This window comes from Leptotrichia sp. (genome assembly GCF_057270615.1).
In genome coordinates, this window is sequence record NZ_DBHIXN010000049.1 from 1 (window position 1) to 14,690 (window position 14,690).

25 protein-coding genes and 1 pseudogene are annotated in these 14,690 nt (G+C 30.3%); all 26 read left to right on the forward strand.

Annotated features, from left to right (window positions below):
- A pseudogene (locus ACO409_RS08315) lies at nt 1-469 on the forward strand (hypothetical protein); the annotation flags it as partial.
- 157 nt (nt 470-626) lie between these two features.
- Nucleotides 627-872: a hypothetical protein gene (locus ACO409_RS08320; protein WP_315514021.1), complete on the forward strand. Its 246-nt coding sequence runs from the start codon at nt 627-629 to the stop codon at nt 870-872.
- A gap of 13 nt (nt 873-885) precedes the next feature.
- Nucleotides 886-1,464: a hypothetical protein gene (locus ACO409_RS08325; RefSeq protein WP_315514022.1), complete on the forward strand. Its 579-nt coding sequence runs from the start codon at nt 886-888 to the stop codon at nt 1,462-1,464.
- 60 nt (nt 1,465-1,524) lie between these two features.
- A complete protein-coding gene (locus ACO409_RS08330) occupies nt 1,525-1,707 on the forward strand; it encodes a hypothetical protein (RefSeq protein WP_485556315.1) in 183 nt (60 codons plus the stop codon).
- A complete protein-coding gene (locus ACO409_RS08335; RefSeq protein ID WP_485556316.1) occupies nt 1,674-2,420 on the forward strand; it encodes a putative HNHc nuclease in 747 nt (248 codons plus the stop codon). The genes ACO409_RS08330 and ACO409_RS08335 overlap by 34 nt, the downstream gene beginning before the upstream one ends.
- Nucleotides 2,420-2,638 (forward strand): hypothetical protein, encoded by a 219-nt coding sequence (locus tag ACO409_RS08340; protein WP_485556317.1) that lies wholly within the window; start codon nt 2,420-2,422, stop codon nt 2,636-2,638. The genes ACO409_RS08335 and ACO409_RS08340 overlap by 1 nt, the downstream gene beginning before the upstream one ends.
- A 51-nt stretch (nt 2,639-2,689) precedes the next feature.
- Nucleotides 2,690-2,911, forward strand: a complete 222-nt coding sequence (locus ACO409_RS08345; protein WP_485556318.1) for a hypothetical protein — start codon at nt 2,690-2,692, stop codon at nt 2,909-2,911.
- Nucleotides 2,912-2,952: 41 nt separating this feature from the next.
- The gene (locus ACO409_RS08350; RefSeq protein WP_485556319.1) at nt 2,953-3,264 is read left to right on the forward strand and encodes a hypothetical protein; all 312 of its coding nucleotides are present in this window, start codon (nt 2,953-2,955) and stop codon (nt 3,262-3,264) included.
- Between the two features lie 44 nt (nt 3,265-3,308).
- The gene (locus tag ACO409_RS08355) at nt 3,309-3,476 is read left to right on the forward strand and encodes a hypothetical protein (RefSeq protein ID WP_315046148.1); all 168 of its coding nucleotides are present in this window, start codon (nt 3,309-3,311) and stop codon (nt 3,474-3,476) included.
- A gap of 118 nt (nt 3,477-3,594) precedes the next feature.
- Nucleotides 3,595-4,128, forward strand: a complete 534-nt coding sequence (locus ACO409_RS08360) for a ParB/Srx family N-terminal domain-containing protein (protein WP_485556320.1) — start codon at nt 3,595-3,597, stop codon at nt 4,126-4,128.
- Entirely contained in the window at nt 4,112-4,912 is an 801-nt protein-coding gene (locus ACO409_RS08365; protein WP_485556321.1) for a hypothetical protein, read from the forward strand. The genes ACO409_RS08360 and ACO409_RS08365 overlap by 17 nt, the downstream gene beginning before the upstream one ends.
- 2 nt (nt 4,913-4,914) lie before the next feature.
- A complete protein-coding gene (locus ACO409_RS08370) occupies nt 4,915-5,634 on the forward strand; it encodes a hypothetical protein (protein ID WP_485556322.1) in 720 nt (239 codons plus the stop codon).
- Nucleotides 5,627-6,829 carry a PBSX family phage terminase large subunit gene (locus ACO409_RS08375; RefSeq protein ID WP_485556323.1) on the forward strand — a complete coding sequence of 401 codons (1,203 nt, stop codon included), beginning with the start codon at nt 5,627-5,629 and terminating at the stop codon, nt 6,827-6,829. The genes ACO409_RS08370 and ACO409_RS08375 overlap by 8 nt, the downstream gene beginning before the upstream one ends.
- Before the next feature lie 12 nt (nt 6,830-6,841).
- Complete coding sequence (locus tag ACO409_RS08380) at nt 6,842-8,074, forward strand: hypothetical protein (RefSeq protein ID WP_485556324.1); 1,233 nt, start codon at nt 6,842-6,844, stop codon at nt 8,072-8,074.
- Nucleotides 8,067-8,642 (forward strand): minor capsid protein, encoded by a 576-nt coding sequence (locus tag ACO409_RS08385; RefSeq protein WP_485556325.1) that lies wholly within the window; start codon nt 8,067-8,069, stop codon nt 8,640-8,642. Before ACO409_RS08380 ends, ACO409_RS08385 begins: the two co-directional genes overlap by 8 nt.
- Nucleotides 8,643-8,768: 126 nt before the next feature.
- Entirely contained in the window at nt 8,769-9,359 is a 591-nt protein-coding gene (locus tag ACO409_RS08390; RefSeq protein ID WP_485556326.1) for a hypothetical protein, read from the forward strand.
- 9 nt (nt 9,360-9,368) lie between these two features.
- The gene (locus ACO409_RS08395; RefSeq protein ID WP_295687941.1) at nt 9,369-9,761 is read left to right on the forward strand and encodes a hypothetical protein; all 393 of its coding nucleotides are present in this window, start codon (nt 9,369-9,371) and stop codon (nt 9,759-9,761) included.
- A gap of 9 nt (nt 9,762-9,770) precedes the next feature.
- Nucleotides 9,771-10,826 carry a major capsid protein gene (locus ACO409_RS08400; RefSeq protein WP_485556327.1) on the forward strand — a complete coding sequence of 352 codons (1,056 nt, stop codon included), beginning with the start codon at nt 9,771-9,773 and terminating at the stop codon, nt 10,824-10,826.
- A gap of 9 nt (nt 10,827-10,835) precedes the next feature.
- The gene (locus tag ACO409_RS08405) at nt 10,836-11,009 is read left to right on the forward strand and encodes a DUF7210 family protein (protein WP_485556328.1); all 174 of its coding nucleotides are present in this window, start codon (nt 10,836-10,838) and stop codon (nt 11,007-11,009) included.
- Nucleotides 11,009-11,320: a hypothetical protein gene (locus ACO409_RS08410; RefSeq protein ID WP_485556329.1), complete on the forward strand. Its 312-nt coding sequence runs from the start codon at nt 11,009-11,011 to the stop codon at nt 11,318-11,320. Before ACO409_RS08405 ends, ACO409_RS08410 begins: the two co-directional genes overlap by 1 nt.
- 10 nt (nt 11,321-11,330) lie before the next feature.
- A complete protein-coding gene (locus ACO409_RS08415; protein ID WP_485556330.1) occupies nt 11,331-11,612 on the forward strand; it encodes a hypothetical protein in 282 nt (93 codons plus the stop codon).
- Nucleotides 11,563-11,985, forward strand: a complete 423-nt coding sequence (locus ACO409_RS08420) for a hypothetical protein (protein WP_485556331.1) — start codon at nt 11,563-11,565, stop codon at nt 11,983-11,985. The genes ACO409_RS08415 and ACO409_RS08420 overlap by 50 nt, the downstream gene beginning before the upstream one ends.
- Nucleotides 11,985-12,365, forward strand: coding sequence for a hypothetical protein (locus ACO409_RS08425; protein ID WP_485556332.1), 381 nt, complete (start codon nt 11,985-11,987; stop codon nt 12,363-12,365). Before ACO409_RS08420 ends, ACO409_RS08425 begins: the two co-directional genes overlap by 1 nt.
- The gene (locus ACO409_RS08430; RefSeq protein ID WP_485556333.1) at nt 12,349-12,813 is read left to right on the forward strand and encodes a hypothetical protein; all 465 of its coding nucleotides are present in this window, start codon (nt 12,349-12,351) and stop codon (nt 12,811-12,813) included. The genes ACO409_RS08425 and ACO409_RS08430 overlap by 17 nt, the downstream gene beginning before the upstream one ends.
- Nucleotides 12,813-13,961, forward strand: a complete 1,149-nt coding sequence (locus tag ACO409_RS08435) for a hypothetical protein (RefSeq protein WP_485556334.1) — start codon at nt 12,813-12,815, stop codon at nt 13,959-13,961. The genes ACO409_RS08430 and ACO409_RS08435 overlap by 1 nt, the downstream gene beginning before the upstream one ends.
- Nucleotides 13,962-13,976: 15 nt before the next feature.
- Nucleotides 13,977-14,408 carry a tail tube family protein gene (locus ACO409_RS08440; protein WP_485556335.1) on the forward strand — a complete coding sequence of 144 codons (432 nt, stop codon included), beginning with the start codon at nt 13,977-13,979 and terminating at the stop codon, nt 14,406-14,408.
- The last annotated feature ends 282 nt before the right edge of the window (nt 14,409-14,690 follow it).

Below are 14,690 nucleotides of genomic sequence, written 5' to 3' on the forward strand. Positions count from 1 at the left end.
AATAAGAAAATATTTTATTGAATGCGAAAATATGTGGAACAGTCCCGAAATGATTTTGATGAAAGCGAATCAGATTCAAGGCAGAATGATTGAGAACTATAAAAAAGAAATTCGAGGTATAAAAATTGAATTAGCTTATCAAAAAGAAATTATAGCTGGAGTTACAGAAAATATAGATGTTTATCAAAAACAAAAGATATTAAATAGAGTCGTAAAGCACAAAGGAAGTAATTTTAGCAACAGATGGAATGAACTATATATAGTTTTTAGAGAAACATACGGCATAGATTTGAAAGCTAGGCGGAAAGGCTATGACTTGAAGCAGATTAAAAACGGTGACAAATGCAAAAGCGTGTTAGAGTATGCCGTAAAATTTGGACATCTGGATAAATTATATAATATAGCTTTAAAATTGTACGAGACTGATATGGATGAGATTATTAGTAATATCAGAATTGGATTGAATTAAGAGAAGGCAGGACAATGACAACTGAATAATAACTGTGGTTTGTAATATTTTACTTTACAATGTCAAAAAAACTCTAAATTTTTGTTGCAGTTTCGCTACTTTTAAGATATAATTAATTAAAGAAATTCTTTTAAAAACGAAACACTGGAGGTATAAAATGAAAGCTTTGAGTGAAATTGTCGATAAGTTATTGAATATAAATCCGATTTCAGCAATTTCAATAGTATTTACATTTTTAATGATGTGGTTCTGTAAATATTGTATGAGAATGCAGAAAGAAAGCAACGAAAAAGCAATAAAAGAAATAAAGGCTTCTTATAGCGAAGCTTCTAAAATGTTTAAAAGTATTGCAAATAAATATATGAAAGAAACAAAAGATAAAATAAAAACAAAAAATAAGTAGAGAGGTGTTTTGTATGAGAGTTGAAATTTTGATATTTTTAATATTATTTTTGATTCAATTTATTTCTATTTTGAAAATAAAATCTGATTTAAAAAAAGAAGTGTTATATGCAAAAGCAATATTAAAAAGTACTGAAATATTAAAAGAGTATACAGAATTATACATCAATAATGAAATTCAAAAATATCCTAATGTATCAGAATTTATTGAAAGAAAGTTTGATACATTAGATACACTTTTAGATGCTAATTCATTTAATGAAATCGGGATTTCCGAAATTCCAAAAGATAAAAAATGGGATAATGAAAAAATCGAAAAAATGTTAAACGAATTAAAAGAAGCCCCTGAAAATATAAAAGGTATTTTTAAACGATTACTGACTACTAATAGTATTATATTTGATAATGCAAAAGTCAAGTTTTTGGGAATTTATATAAGTGGACGATTATTTTTTAGGGTTTCGTATATGATGTTTTTGTTAAAAATACTTGTTAAAATTTGTTTTTCTGGATTAAAAAGGTTTAAAGAAAATAAAGTAAAGCAAGAAATAGATTTTATTGTGAATAATGAAAAAATTGAAATAATGATGTAAAAATAATAAAAATATAAATCACAGTTATTAATTTAGCTGTGATTTTTTTATGGAGGGAAAATGGACGGAAAAGAGAAAATAGTCAAAAGAATAAAAGAAAAGATATTATGTAATACAGAAATGAACAACCGTGATATTGAGTTTGCAAAACTTAACGCTAATCTGTTTAAGAATATTAAATTTATAAAGAAAAGGAAGGCTAAAAAGAAATGGCAAATGCTGAAATCTCAAATCAAGAAATAATAATAACCTTGCCTGTGGAAAAAGTTTATCCAGGAATAAAAGAAAAATTAGAGGAATACTTAAATCATTTTCCAATCAAGGTTATTCCTGTAAAGAAATTATCGCAAGCACAAAATGGCTTGATACACGTTTTATTAAAGCAGTTTGGAGACGAGGTTGGATATACTTTAATAGAGATTAAGGAACTGATGAAAGAGCAGTTTGCAATAGCGACAGATAGACTGGACTTTTCCACAGCAAAATGCGATATGGAAACGGCAAATGAATTTATTTCGTTTATCATAGAGCAGGCATTAGAACTTGGAATAAATTTATATATACTTGGAAAACACGATAAAAGGTATAAACATATATTGGAAATTGACAATATAACACAAAGATATGTTATCGCTTGCTTAAAGTCAAGAACTTGTGCAATTTGCGGAAGAAAAGGGGCGGATTTACATCATTGGAAAACAATTGCAAGTACTGCTGGAACTTATGAGAATGATGATGGACTAAAAACACCGTTTATGAGCTTATGTAGAATACATCACAACGAGTTTCACGAAAAAGGGCAAAAGGAGTTTGAAGAGAAGTATCATATTGAAGGTGTGTGGTTGAATCCACAGTTGGTTTATGAGTTGTTGGGAGTTTATCCTAATCACTTTAAGTTATTTAGAAAAAGATTGAAAGAAGGGTATTATGGAGAGATTATTAAGGAGGAGAAATAATGGAAATATTATATAAAATAGCAGGAGTGATGCTTTCGCTTTCTGTTATAGCATTTTCGATAGTATTTATGATAGTTTGTCTTGAAGGTGCTATCAACGAATACAAGGAGGCAAAAAACAAAGCGAATTACTGGCTTTCACTTTATGTGGCACTTTTAATTTCAGGTGCTTTAATATTTTTAGCAACAGCAGGAATAAAAGGAATAGTATTAGCGTAGTTCAGTAGCAAAAAGTTATTTTTATTAGAGAAAGGTTAGGAGGATTAAAGGATGGAAATAATAATGAGAATGATAAATGGATTAATTACAGTAACAGCTACTTTAGTGCTGGTAAGATACATCTACGGATTAGTTATTGTATATAAAAACAAGGCAAAGAGATTCAGATTCAATATAAGCAATATAATAATATTTTTAATTGCTACAATAATAAATTTATTTGTGATTTACGGATTGGTTTGGATTATAAGTTTTTTTGCGATTAAAGTGTAGAATGAAGAAAATGGAAATTTATAGAGAAAAGGATGTTGAGAATGCAAGAGTTTATTTTAAAAAAAATGAATGAATGGGAATTTTTAAAATTAAAAAATAAAAGAGAATATTTAAAATTTGAATTAAAAGAAATAAATCAAAAGATACAAAGGGAAGAGGAAATAAGAAAAAGAATAGAAATAAAGGAGCGATTAAGAGATGCCGAAATGAAGAAAATATCGAATATTTTAAAAGTTTTAAATGCAAGAGGAGAATACGAAAATATTTTTTTAGATTGTAAACATGAGGATTACGAAATAGAACTAAAAAGAGTGTTGAAACAATATTTGGATTTTTTAGAATATTACTTATAAATACTTGAAAATATTGATAAAATAAGGTATAATAAGGAGGTGAAATGGATAAAAAATATGAAGCCTTAATTGAAGATGATGTTGAAGTTAAATATTTACTTGACGATATTCTAGCTTTAAAAAAAACGAAGAAAGAATGTGAAATACGAATTGTTTTTAATAAAGGCAAACTGAACAAAAAAAGATATATAGTGAGAAGTTTATATCGTTAAATTACAATTGAATAGGCAAGACTATAGATATATGAGCCATTAGATAGATAGATTTAAAAATAAGTCTATTTATTTAATGGCTCTTTTTTTTGTCTAAAAATCAAAGAAAGGGGGCAAGATGAAGATTGAGAAAATAAATATCAATGAAATAATTGAGTATTCAGGAAATGCTAAAGAACATCCTGAATGGCAAATTGAACAGATTAAAAACAGCATTCAAGAATTCGGATTCAATGATCCGATTGCGATTGATGAAAAAAATATTATTATCGAAGGACACGGAAGATATTTGGCATTAAAAGAACTTGGATATACAGAAGTTGAAGTAATCAGATTAAATCATTTAACAGAGGAGCAGAAAACAGCTTATGCTATTGCTCACAATAAATTAACTATGAATACAGAGTTTGATATTGAAAAATTGCAGTACGAGTTGAATAAGCTGGAGGTAAATGATTTTGATTTAAGTGTGCTTGGTTTTGAACAGTCTGAACTTGATGAGATTTTGCAAGAGGAAATGGAAGAGCTAGAAATTGAAGATGAAGATACAGATAACACAGAAGTCAAACGCACTAAATTAATTTGTCCCTGTTGTAATCATATTGCTGAAAAGAGCGAGTTTAAGGAGGTAATGGATGGCGAAGATACATAATGACAAATATTATACTCCTGATCCGGTTGTAAGAAAAGTGATTGAAGTTCTTGAAAAAGATGTGATGCCAATCAATAAGTTTTCAAGAATTATCGAGCCAAGTGCAGGTGCTGGAGCGTTTCTTAAAAGACTTCCTAAAATTGCGATTGGATACGATATAGAGCCACAAGGCGAAAATATCATAAAAGGCGATTATCTTAAACAGGATGTTCCATATATGAAAAACAGCCTTGTAATTGGAAATCCGCCTTTTGGAAGTAGTGGAAATTTGCATACAGAGTTTATAAAGAAAAGTATGGAACATTCTGACTATGTGGCATTTGTGCTTCCAGGTGATATGTATAAGAAAGATAAATTTGAAAATATTGAATTATATAAGTCGTATATGTTGCCAGCGGTTAAATACAGCGGAGTTAAGTTAAAATGCTGTTTCAATATTTATCACAAGAGAAAAGGTAAATTAAAAGAAAAGAATATCAAAGATGTTGAAATTTTAACATTTTCTAAAACCAAGAGCACTACAAAACAGCAGGAACTGGATTGGTTAAATACAAAGTCTGATTTTAGATTTATAGCGTTTGGAACAATAAGATTGCTAAAAAACACAGATAAAAGAGTACGAGCGAAAGAAATAAAAATAATCTTGAAGAAAAAGGTTAATTTAAAACCAGTTTTGGAAAAGTATTTGAAGAATAGAGCTAAAGTTGCGGTATCAACTCCAAATGTGAGCAAAAAGGAAATCACCGAGTTAATATATGATAATTTTCCACAATTGAGGGAATAAATGTGACTAAAAAACTATTACTGAACGAATGGGAAGAACTTGGAGGAGAAAATGCTGCAAAAGGAACTTTAAAGAAACTGGCTGATAAATATAGTGTTCCAGAGGGAACTGTGAGGCGTTGGAAGAGTGAATATTTAAAAAAGAATAAAACGAACGTTCGCAACAAAAAACGAACGAACGCTGAACGTTCAAATGAACGTGATATTCAAGTAAAAAAAGATATTCTAAGCAATATTCCAAAAGAGGAAGTTATGAGAAAAAATGAGATTTCAAACGCAACTTATTACAGAAAAGAAAAAAATATAAGACAACTTAGGTTAGAAAAAACAGAAGAGCAGTTGGATGATATTCTTTTAAAAGTTTATTCTGATTTAGGGGATGTACTAAAGAACGTGGAAATTTCAAAACGTAACTTGGTAATAAGAATGGCTAAGGAAATATCGAAAGATGAAACGCTGGACGCCAAAAGGCTTCAAATTATTGACAAGGCTTACATAACTATAAAGAAAATGGGAAACGATTTAATGCGAACCGGAAAAATGTTGACTGCGTATGAATTATTAGAAGTCGACAAGCAACTTGCAGAAGAAGCGTTGCAGCAAGAAAAATTAGATATCGAAAAAGCTAAAATTAAAAAAGATGACGAAAAGGAAATTGAAAAAGAAAATGAAATGATTGAACTGTTAAAAAATATAACAAAGAAGGTTGAGAAGAATGAATGATTTAACGCCAAAACAATATGAAGTGTTAGAAACGTTTAACAAAGAACAACCGAGAATTACGATTTTAACAGGTGCAAAAAGAAGTGGGAAAACATTTTTAAATAATTTTCTTATGTTATCGCACATAGCAACTTTGGCTAATCAGAATCTTAATTTTATTGTAATTGGAGCAACAAGCGGAAGTATTTGGCGGAATGTTCTAAACGATTGGGAAGTTATGTTGGGAAAACAATTTAAGCCAAAAAAAGATGGAAGTTTTAAACTATTCGGGAACAATATTTATTTATTCGGCGGAGAAAAAGCAGACAGCTGGAAAAAAATGAGAGGGATGACCTCTCACGGCACTTATATAAATGAGGCAACAGCATTACATCAAACTTTTATAACAGAAGCCTTCTCGAGAACTTCAGGTGAAGGTGCAAAGATATTTATTGATACCAATCCAGATAATCCTGCTCATTTTGTTAAAAAAGATTATATTGACAATGCTGGAGACAGATTAGAAAACGGCAGATTAAATATTTTAGTTAGCAATTTTAAACTAGACGACAATGTATTCTTGAACAAGGAATATGTGGATTCTATCAAAAAGACAACTCCACGAGGAGCAACTTACGATAGAGATGTTTTAGGATTGTGGGTAGCTCAAGAAGGAGTTGTATTTGCAGATTTTTCAGAAAAAGAAAATGTAATTGAAAGTATAGATAATGTTGAGATAAAGGAATATTACATTGGAGTCGACTGGGGATTCGAACATTACGGAACTTTGGTAGTTATCGGAGTGGATTTTGAGGAAAATTATTATATTGTCAAAGTAATAGCAAAGCAACATAAATATTTTGATTATTGGAAAATGCTAATTTTACAGAAATATAAAGAATATAGAGCCTCAAGAGTATTTTGTGATAGTGCTAGAGCTGAGTATGTACAAGGACTTTTAGATTTTGGGATAAATGCAGAAAATGCTAAAAAAGATGTAAAAGAAGGTATTGATTTGGTTGGGGCTATGTATAAAAGGAATAAGCTAAAAATTACAATGAAAGCCTTCAAAGGAAAATTTGAGAGCGAGATATACTCGTATGTTTGGGGTAAAAATGATGAACCACTTAAAGAAAATGACGATGTAATGGATGCGATAAGATATGTTTTGTATAGCTTGAAAAAAGATGAAGGCGGAATTGCTTATTTATATTAGAAAGGAGGGCTAATGAATAAAGAAGAGAGAACGAGAGTAAAAACTTATTATGACAGAGAACAATATAGCAAATCCAATTTGGGCAAGAATATGCCAGGATTGTTTGAAGGAACGGTCGAAATTTTTAATCCAATCAGAGATATTGTTAAGGCCCTTTCGAGTACGGCTTTAAAAGATTTAGACATAGATAATGATAAATTGAAAGAAATTTGGGAAATTAATCAAATGACAACATTTAGCAAAAAGATAGCTAAAGAGATGTACTTAAATGAAGAAGTATTCGTTGAGGTTATATTAACACCTGATGAGCAGATTAGGTATCTTTTGCATAGTGTAGATGACATCGAATATGTGGAAGTGTTTGGGGAGATAAAAAGGTTTAAGGTTGAAGGAGAGCAAGTCTATTATGATGAAAATGGTGAAGAGCAGAGTAGAGAGTATTCAAGAGAGTATATAAAACTCGATAATGGAACTGTTAAAAGGGTTGAAAAAGTAGAAGGGGATGTTATTGAAACGCCTTTTATTTTAGAAAAAATACCTGTTTCAAGATTTAAGAATGACAGTAATATTATTGAAGCCTTGAATATTATAGATAAAATCAACGAAACAGAATGTTATATTGGGAAAATCTTTGGAATACATGGTGATCCATTACTGCATGCAGATAACATTAAGCAATTTGCAGACGTAAATACAAGTAATTCTAAAATTAAGAAAAATGCACAACTCTTAGAAGAAGCAAGATACAAGAGAAAGAGAATCATTAACACTTATAATACAAAAGACTTACAAGCTAATTTTAAATATATCGAGTTGACAAATCCGCTTATCAGCGAAATGCAAAACGATATAGCTAGGTTAGAAAAGAGATTGTCTAATTTATTTCCAGAGTATCTTTTGGTGGATACAGCGACACAAAATGTCAGTGAAGAAACTTATTTATTAAAAAATAACGGGCTTAAGACTAAAGTCGCAAGTTTTAGAGAAGATTTTATAAAAAGTTTGCTGGAATTAGACAAAATAGCGTTGGAATTATCAGGAAGTTCCAAGGAATTAACTGAAGCAAGTTACACATATTTTGATACTTTTTTGGAAAATGAAAAGAGTGCTAAATTAACAACTTTATCATTAGCTCTTGATGTAATAAACAAAGCAAAAGACATTGATGAGGAGTATAAACTTAAAGATTTAATAAATAAAATAACGGACGACACTTTACAAGATTTGAGTGATTTGTATGATTAAGATAAATTTTGAATGGAATCATAGAGTTGAAAAAAGATTATTTATTTTTTTTAAAAAGATAGCTTTTTCGATTTTTAACAATAAAAAAATAAATGTTAATTATTCAAATTTGCTGAAGATATTTATTAATTATAGTGTGAATTTTGAAAAAGAGTATAAAAGCAAAAAGAACATTGATATTGAAAAGCATTTAGAATTAGCAAAAAAACAAATAAAAGAAATTAAAGAATGGCAGAATAATTTAAACAATTATGTTGAAAACAATAAACAAAAATCAAATTTAAAGGAAATATTAAAAAATAATGCAAAATTCAGAGCAAGAAACATGCTTGGAAATTACTATAAAGATTTTTTAAAAGAAATAATCGCTGGAGAAAGTGAATATTTTGAATGGAATACAATGGGAGATGAAAGAGTTAGACCAACACACGAAGCAAGAGATGGAAAAATTTATAATTGGGATAATGTCGAAATAGTTCCTGGAGAAGAACCAGGTTGTAGATGTTGGGCTACTGTTTATTTCCCTGATTCGCAAGAAGAAATTAATGACATAAATCAAAATACTTGAGAGTTGAAGTATTATAAATCATTTATGAGTTATTTGATGTCAAATCTCAAAAATTTATAGAGTATCAATACTGTAAATCATTTTATGAGTTACAGCAAATAATCTAAAAAACAAGGAGAAATGGAAATGAGAAATTTTAAACAAATGGAATTGTATTATGATGAGCCCGGAGAAGGGAAAGGAAATGGAGAAGGGGCTGGTACAGGTAGCAATGAGCCAACGCTTGATGACTTAAAAGCTGAAATCGAGAATTTTAAAAAGGCACAGGCTGAAAAAGATAAGGAAATTAATTCTTTAAAATCACAGCTTGGACATAGCAATAAGCAACTTGAGGAATTTCAAAAGAATGGGAAAACTGCTGAAGAATTAGCGAATATGGAAAAAGAAAAATTAGAAAAAGAACTTGCTGAAGCTAGAAATCAACTAAATCTAACAACTTTAAAGACTAGAAAAAACGAGTTGATAACAGAGTTAAAAATTAGTCCACAGTTTGCTGATTTAGTACAAATTACACCAGAAATGACAATCGAAAGTCTTGAGTTGGCGGTTAAGAATGTAGCAGCTAAAGAAAAAGAGTTCACAACAGATTTCTTGAAAAAGAACTCTATAACAAACGGAGGATTCAATCCAAAGGATAAAAAGAAAGATGAAAAAGATTTTGTTGACAGAATGATTGAAAAAAGCAAAAACAATGAAACAGATCTTACAAAATTTTAGGAGGTTAGGATGTTAAAAAGAACAGTGATGCACAAGGAAAAGTTAAATGTGCAAATTAAAATATTAAAATCTGATTTTGCTAACTATATTTACAAAGATAAAAATACAAACAAAGAATATTTGTTAGCTGGAGCTTTGATTAAAGCAAAAAATGGCGAAGATTTAAGAGAAACTGGGGCCTTTGTAATACCGAGTGGGGCTGGTACTAGAGCCGATGGTGTGTTAGTCCATGATGTTGAATTTAAATATTATAACGACAATGAACAAGCGACAGTTGCAATTGAAGGTGTGGCTTATTTGGATAAATTAATCGAGGTAGGGAAAGAATACACTACACCAGTCACAATAACAAAAGCGGAATTACCAGAAGGTGTGACTTATATTTATAAGGATAGAAAATAGGAGGTTGAAATGGCAATTAGTTTAACGGATTTATTAAATGTGAAAAGTTTAAATAAGTATTATGCAGGAGTGAAGGGCACTACTTTAGTAGAAGCAATGTTTCCAGCTGGGTTCTCAAATAATTTTGATGTAAATGTTTTTGGAAGTTTAGACGGCGGAACAGTTGAAGTATTACAAAGCAGCCAGTTAGATGCAGATGTAATGTTTAGAGATTGGGATTTGAAAACAGTAACTAAAGGGGATAAACAATTTTTCAGAGAAGCCATGACATTAGATGAAAAGCGTAGAAAAGAGTTGCTGGAAATTTTAAATACTGGGAATCAAACGGTAATTGATAATTATTCAAAACAAATTTTTGATAAGTTTGCAGGAGCAAAAGGATTTTTGGCAAGTCCTCGAGCAATCGCATCTTATGCAGCAGCTCAATTTTTATCAACAGCAAAAGTTACATTTCCAAATGAAAATGGTGGCGGTCAAACGATTAATTATAAATTAGCTGATAAATATAAAGAAACATTGGCTGGGACTAATATTTGGAGTGCAGCAACTGCTAAACCGCTTGAAGATTTAGAGAGATGGAAAGAAATTGCTGAAGAAGACGGTGGAACAGTTGAAATTGCTTTGATGTCAAAAGCTACTTTTAACATGTTAAAAAAACACGATACAGTAAAGGCATTATTTAAAAATACAATTGTTACAGTTACTCCAGCATTAGTTAAAGCAACAATTGAAGAAGTAATTGGAATGACTATATTAGTTTGGAAGGAAAAAATAAAAGTTGGGAAAACAACAAGAAATGTATTCCCAGATAATGTAGTCACATTAATTCCAAACGGTCAATTAGGGGTAATGGAATATGGGCCTACTCCGACAAAAACCGATGAATTGCTTGGAATGTTAGGAGATAGAGAAGTGGTTGATATTGCTGGGACATTTTCGACTGTTGAGGTTGTAGCAGAATCAAAATCATCTGGAGTTGTAAATAATGTGAATGTAGTCATTGAGGACTTGGTAGCTCCAAATCCATCTATTATGGATAGCATGTTTATAGCAACAGTAGGGTAGGTGAATTAAATGGCAAAAGAAGACAAAAAGAATGACACGAAAGCTATTGTTGTTGCGATAGCTTTAACGCCTTTAAGATATGATAATGTTAGGTATGAAACAGGTGAGAAAATAGAATTGTCAGAATCAGAGTTTGAGGTTTTAAAAGAAGGCAAACTTGTAAAAAGAAGAGTTGAGGAATAATGTCTGAAGAACTTTTGGAAGAGTTAAAAAAGTATATTCCTGAAACTTCTGATTATGATTTGCAAATAGTTGAGCAATTTTATAAAGTTGCCGAAGAAAAGCATAGTGCAGAAAGAGAGAAGTTGCTCAAGATATTTCTGTTTGGTTATTTATTAACTTCATTAAATGATTTTGATTTTACGAAAGTCCAAATTTCAAATATTGTTGTTGAAGAAGCAAATGGAAATAATCCTTATCTTAGGATGTATCAGCAATTATTGAAAACTCTTGATGTTGAAGAAAATGAAAGCATAACTATATCAATATTTTAAAGGAGTTAAAATGTTTAATTTTAAAAATAAAGAAAAAGAAGAAATACTACTTGTTGAGTTGAATCATATACTTTTAAACGTTGGTGACAATGAATTAGATTTGACTCAACGAAGAGTAAATATTGCAAAACAAGAGATAGAAAAAAGAAAATTAAAAATAGAGATTATAAATTTAGGTGATAAAGATGCCTTGCAAACTAACAGTGAAACAGAAACCAAAAAACAAAAATTTGGAGAAGTTATTGGCAATGAATCCTCAAAAGATAGAAGTGGGGACGGTAACAAATTATAGTGTCAAAGGTGGATTTGATGCTTTTGGATTATCAAATGTATTGGATAGTGGTTCAAGTCGTGGAATTCCTGGGTGGAATTATAACCAAAAAGCTTTTGAACAATTTAATCCGATGGCTGCTAGATACTTTAGAGAAGGAGTTGCAAAGATTATAAACGGTAGTTTCAGCGTTGAAGCGATGACTAATAAAATCGGAACAGAGGCAAGCACAAAATATAAAGCAATGATTGAAAGAATTAAAAGCCCAGCAAATAGTCCTGTAACAATTAAGAAAAAAGGATTTAACAATCCGATGATTGAAACAGGGCATTTTAAAAGCAATATCGCTGCTAAGATTAATGGCGGCAGAATTGTTGGGAGAGGTGGCGGATAGTGGATAGGAAAGTTAGGGCAGCTATTAGGAAAGTTTTGAAAGTTATAAGGAAGTTTTCCGATGATGTAACTGTGTATTTAGAAGATTCCGAAGCTGAATTTGATGATTTAGGAAATCCAATTCAAAACAAAATAGAAAAGACTGTAAAAATGGCTGTATTAACGCCAAAACATAATTCATCGTTTCCACAAAGTATGGACGGAAGTTTTTTATCGAATAAGAAAGAAGGATATTACATTCTGAATGATACAGACAGCTTCAAAATTTCCGAAAATATGAAACTGAAACACGATGGTGTGATTTATAGGATAGTTAATATTGAAGAAAATTATGGAGAGTTTTTGAGAATGGAGCTGAATATAGATGACAAGCGAAATTAGAAAAGAAGTTGTGAATGATATTAAAGAGTTTTGTAAAAAGTTTGGCATAAATCAAGTTATCAATGAAGAAAAACGTGATGAAATTTCGGCTGAACAGTACGAAAAACTTAAATTTCCGCTTGTTTTCTATAATATGTATATCGAAGATGCGGGTAATCCTATTCCTTTTGGAAATGATAAATATTGTTACGATGAGGAAATACAGGTGCTTTTAACTTTGGAATCACGAGAGAAACATAACGATTTTGATATGCTTTATATGTTTTTGGCTAATACAGACGCAACAAATGATTACTTTGATGAAAGAAAACATAAAAGGAAAGTTAGAAAAGTATACAAAATACAGGAAACAACTTTTAATTTTATGGGTAGAAGATATTACAAGGAAGTTTTGCAGTTTAGTTATTTCGCAGAACATTATATAAATAAAAATTTTAAGGAGGAATAATGGCAATACAGAGAAACGATTTAAACACTTTGAATAATGTACAAATTAAATCAGAAAATAACAGAGCTTTTTATGCTGATGTCAGAAGTTTGATATTTTTTACAAAAGATTTTGCGATACCGCCGACATTTATTACAGAACCTGGCGATTTATTGGAATTAAACATCAGTGGATTAAATGAAAATCATAATTTTTATAAATTAATAGCTAGTGCATATTCACAAGCGTATACACCGTTAAATGTAGTTATTTACGGAAATAATACGGCAGCAACATTTACGGAGCTTATGAATACATATATAGATCATGAGGACGCTTTTGAAGTCACTAACTGGATTACTAATATGGATATCGTTTCTGAAAAAACGTATATTAACAGTATAGTGTCTTATGCGAAAACTGATAAGGATAAACAATTTTTTATAGCTGTTGATTATGAAAAAGTAGGAAGTGCAGCCGAAGCTGTAAAATTACAAACGGAAAATAATGTGAACAACGTTGCGTTTGTAATCGAAGGAGCTAAAAATTTAGCTAAAGGAAATTGGCTTACAGGGGCCTTAGTTGGTGGAACAATAGGATATAAAGATTTAGGAAGTTATATTGTTCATTCGACTCAAATAACTGGTTTTGTCCAAGAAAATTTTACAAAAACTGAGCAAAAATCTTTTTGGGATGCTGGATTAAATTATTTATCTAAACCAACTCAAGGTTATTTTCATATTGTAAATGGACTTAATTCTGATAATAAAACATTTATCGAATTGAAATTAATCGAAATTTGGTTGAGAGATGGTTTAAAAAAAGATTTAACAATATTTCAGGTGAGAAAGGACAAAATACCTTTGAATGATATTGGTAGATTAATGATTGAATCAATCATAAGAGAACGTTGCAGACAAGGAGCGAATGCTGGGATGTTTATGGTTGATAGTAATGGAAGTTATTTCGGGACAATAACTCAAAAAGATAAAAATGGTAATGAGTTTAGCATAAAATTAGGACATTTGACGGTTGATGAATTAACGCAAGAATCGATTAGAGAAGGTAAGTTTAAATTTGATTTGAGAGTAACTCATTTAAATGGTGTAAGAAATGTAGCATTAACAGGAACAATTACAACAGACGGAGAAATTGTATTTAATAAATAAAGGGGGCAAATGTAAATGGCAACAAAACAATATAATGTGGATAACGTTAAAATTGTATTAACTGCTGCAGGTATTCCTTATGCAATTACTTGCAGACACGAAGACGGTTTTGAGGATGATCCAAACACGGAAAGCTCAAGCTCAACAATTGCTAGTTGTGGGCAAAAGGTTGTTAATGTATCAGTCGACGAGAGTGTATCTATCACATTAAGTTTACTTTACGGAAGCAGCGAGCACAGAACAATGGAAAGATTGCATAAATTGTGGAAAGGAAACAAAGGGTTATTTCCAATGTTTATGGTAATAACTGATACAAATACAAATGAAACTTATATATATAATGGTGTTTCATTTAAGAAAAAAGCTGCATTAAAATATGCAAATGAAAGTGGAACCGAAGCTAGAGCGTGGGAGTTTGAAGCGGAAAGTAGAGAACTTGTAGGTTAAGGATTATTTTTTAACAAAAAGGACAATGGCAATTGAATAATGACTGTGAAACTAAAATATTTGTTTTTTAAGTTTGGGATAGTGGTATAATTAAAATCATTCTTTAATTTCTCTTAGAAATAGTGTATAATATAGTAAATTATTTTTAAGGAGGAATGATATTAAATGTTTTTAATATTTTGGATAGTCTGCATATATTTCTATGTTAGAGTAATTAGGTTCAGTTTGAAAGAGATTCCTAAAATTAAAGAATACAGAAAAACTATGAGCAAGAAAGAGGCA

Excerpts from the sequence above, each read along its gene's own strand:
- ACO409_RS08355 (WP_315046148.1), top strand. The coding sequence starts at position 3,309 with ATGGATAAAAAATATGAAGCCTTAATTGAAGATGATGTTGAAGTTAAA.
- ACO409_RS08405 (WP_485556328.1), top strand. The coding sequence starts at position 10,836 with ATGGCAAAAGAAGACAAAAAGAATGACACGAAAGCTATTGTTGTTGCG.
- ACO409_RS08410 (WP_485556329.1), top strand. The coding sequence starts at position 11,009 with ATGTCTGAAGAACTTTTGGAAGAGTTAAAAAAGTATATTCCTGAAACT.
- ACO409_RS08390 (WP_485556326.1), top strand. The coding sequence starts at position 8,769 with ATGAGAAATTTTAAACAAATGGAATTGTATTATGATGAGCCCGGAGAA.
- ACO409_RS08395 (WP_295687941.1), top strand. The coding sequence starts at position 9,369 with ATGTTAAAAAGAACAGTGATGCACAAGGAAAAGTTAAATGTGCAAATT.
- ACO409_RS08400 (WP_485556327.1), top strand. The coding sequence starts at position 9,771 with ATGGCAATTAGTTTAACGGATTTATTAAATGTGAAAAGTTTAAATAAG.
- ACO409_RS08440 (WP_485556335.1), top strand. The coding sequence starts at position 13,977 with ATGGCAACAAAACAATATAATGTGGATAACGTTAAAATTGTATTAACT.
- ACO409_RS08415 (WP_485556330.1), top strand. The coding sequence starts at position 11,331 with ATGTTTAATTTTAAAAATAAAGAAAAAGAAGAAATACTACTTGTTGAG.
- ACO409_RS08330 (WP_485556315.1), top strand. The coding sequence starts at position 1,525 with ATGGACGGAAAAGAGAAAATAGTCAAAAGAATAAAAGAAAAGATATTA.
- ACO409_RS08325 (WP_315514022.1), top strand. The coding sequence starts at position 886 with ATGAGAGTTGAAATTTTGATATTTTTAATATTATTTTTGATTCAATTT.
- ACO409_RS08320 (WP_315514021.1), top strand. The coding sequence starts at position 627 with ATGAAAGCTTTGAGTGAAATTGTCGATAAGTTATTGAATATAAATCCG.
- ACO409_RS08345 (WP_485556318.1), top strand. The coding sequence starts at position 2,690 with ATGGAAATAATAATGAGAATGATAAATGGATTAATTACAGTAACAGCT.
- ACO409_RS08430 (WP_485556333.1), top strand. The coding sequence starts at position 12,349 with ATGACAAGCGAAATTAGAAAAGAAGTTGTGAATGATATTAAAGAGTTT.
- ACO409_RS08350 (WP_485556319.1), top strand. The coding sequence starts at position 2,953 with ATGCAAGAGTTTATTTTAAAAAAAATGAATGAATGGGAATTTTTAAAA.
- ACO409_RS08365 (WP_485556321.1), top strand. The coding sequence starts at position 4,112 with ATGGCGAAGATACATAATGACAAATATTATACTCCTGATCCGGTTGTA.
- ACO409_RS08340 (WP_485556317.1), top strand. The coding sequence starts at position 2,420 with ATGGAAATATTATATAAAATAGCAGGAGTGATGCTTTCGCTTTCTGTT.
- ACO409_RS08375 (WP_485556323.1), top strand. The coding sequence starts at position 5,627 with ATGAATGATTTAACGCCAAAACAATATGAAGTGTTAGAAACGTTTAAC.
- ACO409_RS08360 (WP_485556320.1), top strand. The coding sequence starts at position 3,595 with ATGAAGATTGAGAAAATAAATATCAATGAAATAATTGAGTATTCAGGA.
- ACO409_RS08385 (WP_485556325.1), top strand. The coding sequence starts at position 8,067 with ATGATTAAGATAAATTTTGAATGGAATCATAGAGTTGAAAAAAGATTA.
- ACO409_RS08335 (WP_485556316.1), top strand. The coding sequence starts at position 1,674 with ATGGCAAATGCTGAAATCTCAAATCAAGAAATAATAATAACCTTGCCT.
- ACO409_RS08380 (WP_485556324.1), top strand. The coding sequence starts at position 6,842 with ATGAATAAAGAAGAGAGAACGAGAGTAAAAACTTATTATGACAGAGAA.
- ACO409_RS08435 (WP_485556334.1), top strand. The coding sequence starts at position 12,813 with ATGGCAATACAGAGAAACGATTTAAACACTTTGAATAATGTACAAATT.